Annotated in this window: 6 protein-coding genes and 2 pseudogenes; 1 reads left to right on the top strand and 7 read right to left on the bottom strand. The window is 43.7% G+C overall.

Annotated features, from left to right (window positions below; translation table 11 throughout):
* Positions 1-129: 129 nt before the first annotated feature.
* From Xvie_RS17625 to Xvie_RS24220, 5 genes and pseudogenes are all read right to left on the bottom strand, one after another.
* A complete protein-coding gene (locus tag Xvie_RS17625; protein WP_086110481.1) occupies positions 130-1581 on the bottom strand; it encodes an SIR2 family protein in 1452 nt (483 codons plus the stop codon).
* Complete coding sequence (locus tag Xvie_RS17630) at positions 1581-2171, bottom strand: TIR domain-containing protein (RefSeq protein WP_086110482.1); 591 nt, start codon at positions 2169-2171, stop codon at positions 1581-1583. Before Xvie_RS17630 ends, Xvie_RS17625 begins: the two co-directional genes overlap by 1 nt.
* 247 nt (positions 2172-2418) lie before the next feature.
* Positions 2419-2798: pseudogene (locus Xvie_RS23395) on the bottom strand (IS1 family transposase); the annotation flags it as partial.
* A 101-nt stretch (positions 2799-2899) separates the two neighbouring features.
* Positions 2900-4234: a reverse transcriptase domain-containing protein gene (locus tag Xvie_RS17645; RefSeq protein ID WP_086110488.1), complete on the bottom strand. Its 1335-nt coding sequence runs from the start codon at positions 4232-4234 to the stop codon at positions 2900-2902.
* A gap of 10 nt (positions 4235-4244) precedes the next feature.
* Entirely contained in the window at positions 4245-4376 is a 132-nt protein-coding gene (locus tag Xvie_RS24220) for a hypothetical protein (RefSeq protein WP_258087083.1), read from the bottom strand.
* Between the two features lie 76 nt (positions 4377-4452).
* On the opposite strand from Xvie_RS24220, the gene Xvie_RS21715 reads away from it, so the two are divergent.
* The gene (locus Xvie_RS21715) at positions 4453-4755 is read left to right on the top strand and encodes a hypothetical protein (protein ID WP_167376301.1); all 303 of its coding nucleotides are present in this window, start codon (positions 4453-4455) and stop codon (positions 4753-4755) included.
* Here the strand turns inward: Xvie_RS21715 and Xvie_RS25905 are convergent.
* Positions 4717-4956: pseudogene (locus Xvie_RS25905) on the bottom strand (IS1-like element transposase); the annotation flags it as partial. The gene Xvie_RS21715 and the pseudogene Xvie_RS25905 overlap by 39 nt on opposite strands.
* A gap of 14 nt (positions 4957-4970) precedes the next feature.
* Positions 4971-5812, bottom strand: a protein-coding gene (locus Xvie_RS17665; protein WP_139838876.1) for an IS5 family transposase whose coding sequence is annotated in 2 segments (ribosomal slippage) — positions 4971-5470 and positions 5470-5812 — 843 coding nt in all. Because the reading frame shifts where the segments join, the coding sequence is not laid out codon by codon here.
* Between the last annotated feature and the right edge of the window lie 188 nt (positions 5813-6000).

A 6000-nucleotide genomic window follows, 5' to 3' on the forward strand; every position in this document is an offset into this window, starting at 1 on the left:
AAATGAGTGTATTACAGTCAGGGACATGGGTTTTCAATTTATAACAGATTGTGGCTAATTTTGAACGCGCTTGCAAAGCACTATACGGATATTGATGTATCCGTATAGTGGAATAGTGAGACATTAAGTTTATTTTTGAAATTTTGATGCAAGGTCTATAGCTGCAAGAAGACTTGATAAGAGAGTTTCAGGATCGTCTGTTGTGCTGTTTAATTGTTCAATATACTCCAAGAATGCTGCATCAGCTTGGGGATAGTATTTTGTGTAATCAGCTTTAATAGACTTAAATATATCTTGTGCAGCGTGACCACTTGCTCCAACTGGAATTACAACAAGACCGAGATTATGTGCAATTTCAAATTCCTTGATGCATCCATCGGCTACAACGACCTTATCACCTTCGCTTTTGTTACCCATGAAGAAAATTGCAATACCAGCATAACCAATAACTTCTTGACGGTATTGTCTCCATATCCTTTGCCGTTCATCTACCTCTTTGATGTATTGCGGAAATGGTCTCATTATTAGATGATCAGCAATACTATCACCGTGATTTTGATATACCTTCTGAATAGCCCCTGTAATCAAAGCATTTCCAATGCCTAAACCGATTCCTGATGAAATACGATATCCTTTTTCAATCAGGATATGCCCTAATCTACACAAAAATCCTTCAACTTTAGTTCGTGTCCAAGGTTCAAATACATGAGCACTCCCGGACAGAAAAATGGTATTACATCGATAAGTCATTTCGATTCGCCTCAAGATCGTAGCTATCTGGTCGTAGCTGTCGATTAAGAGAACTTTGACTTGGAACCGCTTCAGATCGTTAATGACTAGTTGTTGTTTAATCTCTGCATGGTTAAAGTCTTCGTCATTGTCGTAGTCTGTTCGACTACATGTTTTAAATATGCAGTAATGCTGCCGTTGATGTTCATTAAAATGAATTCGAATTCGACTCATAACATAATCGAGATTCGGGTCAGTAAAACTAAAGCCAAGGAAAAGAAATGTTTTTGATATTAGATCACCACTTAATGCATTGATGAAAGGCCCAAATGACATTTGGTAACGTTCATAATCATCTTTCGTTATTACAGCTTTATCTGGATGGTCGATATCACCGTGCATTTTGTAGACAACTGCATCTCGCTTTTTTTTAGTTATCGCAAGTTGGTTGGTTGTGTATTTAACATCTGGGATTTTCCCTGCCTGCTCTAGTGCTTTTTCAATAAGCTTGTCATAATTAGTCGTCCAATATGTTGAAATCGGCAATCGAGCGAGAATGTTATGGTTGATTGTTGGTTCTCGGCTTACCCCTATTTCATCCATCAATTGCTGATTAAGTTTTCCCCTACCATTCGCATTATTGTGATATTGAGCAAGACTCACTAGGTCATGTTCGCGTTCAATATCGATTCCCAGTTCTTCAGCTAATGGGGTTAACAATCGCTTCCAGTTTACATAACCAGCAGGTACGGATAGACCTGCCCCAGCAAATATTGCGGTGTTATTCTCGTTAAGCTCTTTAACGAAGTCTCTTATAAAGAGATCTATAGGTTGGTTATTTAAACTTGCCATTAACCTTCCATCCAATCAGAGAAATTGTTGTAACCATCATTTTCCACCCAGTCGTATACAGCTTTAAGCTTAGATAGCTGAATGAATTTGCCTCGATATTCAACAGGTGCTAGATTTTCCAATCCGTAGCTTGCCGAACCATCAATTTGAGTATACGGATTCCATTTGCCATTTTTCAATTCAAACATTGTGACTATTTTACCTGACTCACTCCACTCCACAGCAAGATAATCAAAAGGGTTTTTTCCAAGCTCTTTAGTGGCACTGTCTTTGCCTTTGATGCTATTGATGTGAACGCCTAGTAGATGGTTTTCTCGTTTAAAGCTTTTAAATATTTCATAACGAACCCATGGGCGGAGGTAAGTCTGAGATCCAATCAAAACGCACGTGGTACTGGTATTTGTTAGCCCTCCATTGATAAGACGTTTTAATCCAATATCACCTTTTTTCCTTGCTTCTTCCCAGATAGATGCATCGAAGTAACCTGCTTGCTCTCTATTTGGTTTCATTCTCCAGTGGTTGCGCACGACATTTGCTCGAAAATCGATTACATCTTGGTAGTGAAAACTGAAAAATACTCGCTTCTCCATAGTTAGTCTCATGATTTTATTACACTTATATAAGCCATGTTAGGCTGTAAAGTCTTAAAAACAAGTATTAATGTTAGATTTATTTGAAGATTGAGACGTTGTATCCATTAACAAAACACGATGCGCTTATTGTTTCAGATAGACTTCATTAAGTAAGGCAGAAAGAAGTGAAAACCGCATGGTTACTGTTAGTATACAAAGCTAGTGGATAGCCTAACTGTATTAGGGAGGGTCATGCACCCAATAGTTAGATTTTCTTTGGAAAATAGTATTCACGTTCAATGAACGTCCCTATCACTTTGTCGTGCATTTCTTCGAATTTGGAATAGCCGATCATTTTCCGATTCAATCTTTTGATACGAGTATGTAGGATGAGATTGGTTCTTTCGATACGCTGGGTAAATTCTTTCCTCTAAGGTGTTTTTCCTCAGGAAGGCAGTCGTAAACAGCATAATCATCTGTGCAGTAAAATTGAATCTTGAAAGGGGCCAGAAGTGCCAGCAGCGTTTCTAGTGTTTTCCCGCTGCGGTCACCAAATACATGTGCCACGATCCGCTTCTCATTCGGTTCCCAGGCATACTAAAGCCAGCGCTGATTCTTCTTGTTACCGACAAATGACCCTTGTTGGTGAGTAGACCTACCCAGTCACCCGGGCAGATCCCTCCTCAGAACCGGACATGCAGAACTACCGCATCCGGCTCCCGACAGACCCCGGTCGTCACACCTATTCAGCAAGAATTGAACATTGAATGGACTTTCCAGCTTGAAGGATAACCCAGCACTTTCAGGATCAGAGTCAGCTTTTCCCACGTTAGCCCCCGACGTCCTCCCTTCCGGTTGAACCATCTGTAGAGTACCCGCTTGCTTTGGTAGATAAATTGCCCGACTCGTCTCGGGTTATCAGAAATACCGTGATAATTTATCCAGCCTTTGATAACCCTGATGACGATGGTCAGAACACGCCTTTTGTCAGGTGTATTCAGGTTCTTCCAGAGGAAGTCCCTGAGTCCCTTCAATTTGGCGGCAAAACGGTCTTTTCGACTGGTCAACTTCAGTCGCCAGAAACCCTTTCGCGATATCCCCCAATAGCAGGTAAATCCCAGAAAGTTAAACGTAGGTAAGCGTCCGCCAGACTGGTTAGCTCTCATTGCTGCAACGTGACCCGCCGGAATTAATTGCGATTTGTCACTGTGCAACGCCAGACCGTATTTACTCAGTCGTTTCGGTAATATCTTATAAAAGCGTTTTGCCTCACTCAGGAACTCAAAGGTAAACACCATATCATCAGCGTACCTTACCATTTCTGCCCGACCATGAATGTGTGAACGGCTGATTTCATCAAACCATTCATCTATCACATAGTGCAGGTAGATATTGGCAAGTACTGGCGATACGATTGACCCTTGGGGACATCCGCACACATTGTCGGATATCTGTTTACCCTCGATAACGGGTGCCGTTATTAAGACCTTAATGAGTCTGAGGAAACGGCGATCTGATATCTTCTTCCGCAGTAAATTCATCAACTCAATATGAGGTATCGTGTTAAAGGACTGTCGGATGTCAATTTCCACAACCGCCCCATTCCAGTTACGGTATGTTTGCTGTTGTAGTGCCTTCAATGCCGCATGACAATTTAATCCCGGCCGAAACCCGTATGAATACGGCAGAAACAGCGGCTCATAAATTCGGCTGAGAATATCACTGACCGCAAGTTGCACCAGTTTGTCCTCTATGCACGAAATCGCCAGTGGCCGTTTACTACCATCCTCTTTCGGGATCTGCGTGATTCTGGCGGCTTTCGGGCGATACGTCCCTCTGCGTATTCGCAGGATGAGATTGTGAATATTCCCATCAAGATGTTCACCGTAAGCGGATTTTGTCATGCGATCAATACCTACCGCTTTATTCCCGTCAAGCCGTAGGAATTGTCCTTTCAGCATGTCACTGTTCAGCAAATGCCCTAAGTTATTGAACACCTGCTGTTTGTTACAGGCTGATTTCTTGCCTATACGCTCAAGTTTTGTTAACCATGATTGTCCGTCGTTGCTGTGTACGGTCATTGTTTCCCTCTCACGTTCGATCTGTCTGCCAGCCCTTCGCTCCGCGATCATTACTCGTTTCATCACTACTATGGCTGACTCCGACTTCCTGATACCCATCTCTCAGGCCTTGTGTTTTGGCACTTGTGCCCGATATACTCATTCCCTTGAGAGGTGTCAGGATCTCCTGGGTTCCGCACTGTTCTCTACAAACTCGCCGACGCCTGAGACTCCGGTGTGTGCTTCTGACTGGAAAAAAAATCACCAGTGTGCCCATTCAGAAACTATTGCCTGCTGGTTCGACGATACCATCGGCACAACACAATCAGCGAATTTCGGAGTTATCACGTTCACCTATTGGTTTCGGCTCGAATGTTTCACTGTCTACGCTTCATCTCCTTTGTTACCGCCGGAGATGCAAGACTCGCTACGTAGTGATCTGGCTAATCTTCTACGACGGGGCTTTCACCCGCAAGAAACAGTGCAGCTTTTCCCAGCGCACCATCAATTTCACAGATAATTTGGCTTTCACTTCCCGCTAGAGGCCTTGTAGTCACTTGTTTTTGTTCAAATTTTTAACGTGAGGAGCACTGTGTTGATGCCCACCTTCAGGACACGAACGGTGTCTCTGATACCGCCGTTATTCACTGCCATACTTCAATCTGGTCTTTCATTCCGGGTTTGCAGGTTTGGTAGGTGTAGTTCAGTTGAAAGGTTTTACGGCAGGCATAACAGTGATAACGCTAGGCTGTGTCCCTTAATTATATGACCGCTTGTAAAAGAGTCGAATACAGCCTAATTTCACCATGGACAAATAGTTTCGTGCGGTTTTTTCGTAACGGGTTGCAATACGCCGATTTCCTTTCAGAAAACCGAAACAGCGTTCGACAACATTGTGATCACGATAAGCCTGTTCATCAAATTGCGTGCGACCATCGGTACTGCCTTTTTCATTGATTTTATACGGAATAATGCTCTTGATCCTCAATTTACGCAGATAACCGCGGAGTTTTCCGCCCGAATAACCTTTATCTGCCAGCACCGCTTTACCGCGCCGTTTCATGAAACCCTTTTTGCGCTGTATGCCAATGCCGTCGAGCAAAGGGATGGCGGATCGACTTTCGTGGGCTTGCCCCGCCGTCAAAAGCAGGTTGAGGGGAAAACCCCGTCTGTCGGTTGCCAGGTGGATTTTGGTGCCATAACCACCGCGTGAGCGACCCAGCGCATGATCGTCAGCGATATCGGGAGGTTTTTTTTCGCCCCTGCGGCATCTTTACTGGCGCGAATATTACTGCCATCCAGACAAATTTCAGACCAGTCAATCAAGCCTTTTTCATCAAGAATGAGCAGTAACCGGTTAAATATCTTGTTGATAATGCCTGACTTTGACCCGCGGTTAAATCGGTTATAAACGGTTTTCCAGGAACCGTAACGTTCAGGTAAATCGCGCCACGGAGCCCCTGAGCACAATACCCAGAACATCCCATTCATCACACGGCGGTGTTCAACATGTGGACGTCCTGCTCGCTCTGAATGGACCGGGGGCAAACAAGGTTCTATCAATATCCATGCATCATCAGGAATGTCGTAGCGTGCCATCATCTTTTTCCCGTATTGAAAACAGTTTAGATGAGAATACTATCAATTTACATTAAGGGACACAGCCTAGTACTACAGCCGTAATTGCTCTGTAAGCCGATGATCTCCCCGGCGGCGATAGTGACATAGTTGCGCCCGGTATTGATGCCGCCGTCTCCAGTCTGACCAATGTAAAATCTGTTCTATTG

It is taken from the genome of Xenorhabdus vietnamensis (genome assembly GCF_002127535.1).
In the GTDB taxonomy this organism is placed as follows: Bacteria; Pseudomonadota; Gammaproteobacteria; order Enterobacterales; family Enterobacteriaceae; genus Xenorhabdus; species Xenorhabdus vietnamensis.